Origin of the sequence: Nocardia spongicola (assembly GCF_047200775.1) — a bacterium.
Lineage (GTDB): Bacteria > Actinomycetota > Actinomycetes > Mycobacteriales > Mycobacteriaceae > Nocardia.
In genome coordinates this window covers 1-503 of the sequence record NZ_JBJZOO010000063.1, presented here as the reverse complement: position 1 = coordinate 503, position 503 = coordinate 1, and the positions used below count along the sequence as shown (strand labels likewise).

At 62.0% G+C, this 503-nt stretch carries 1 protein-coding gene; it reads left to right on the top strand.

Going from position 1 to position 503, the window contains the following annotated elements:
• Positions 1–503, top strand: a 503-nt coding sequence (locus ACL02S_RS24205; RefSeq protein WP_412804799.1) for a cytochrome b N-terminal domain-containing protein, incomplete at both ends; no start/stop codon positions are given.

Here is a 503-nt window from a genome sequence, read left to right as displayed (position 1 = left end):
TCGGGACGTGGATGCATTGGTTGATGTTCGGTGGGGATTTCCCTGGTGAGATCATCATCCCGCGGTTGTATGTGGCGCATGTGTTGTTGTTCCCCGGGATCATGCTGGCGTTGATCGCCGCGCATGTGGCGTTGGTGTGGTATCAGAAGCACACCCAGTTCCCCGGGCCGGGGCGTACGGAGAACAATGTGGTCGGTGCGCGGATCGTGCCGGTGTTCGCCGCGGATCAGGGGGCGTTCTTCGCGTTCACCCTCGGCATCGTGGGGATCATGGGTGGGGTGTTGCAGATCAACCCGATCTGGAATCTGGGGCCCTACAATCCCTCGCAGGTCTCGGCGGGGTCGCAGCCGGACTTCTACATGATGTGGACCGACGGGATGGCGCGGTTGATGCCGGCGTGGGAGCTGTATCTGGGGCCGTATACGGTGCCGGCGGTGTTCTGGGTGGCGTTGGTGATGGGGTTGGTGTTCGCGGTGTTGATCGCCTATCCGTGGATCGAGAAG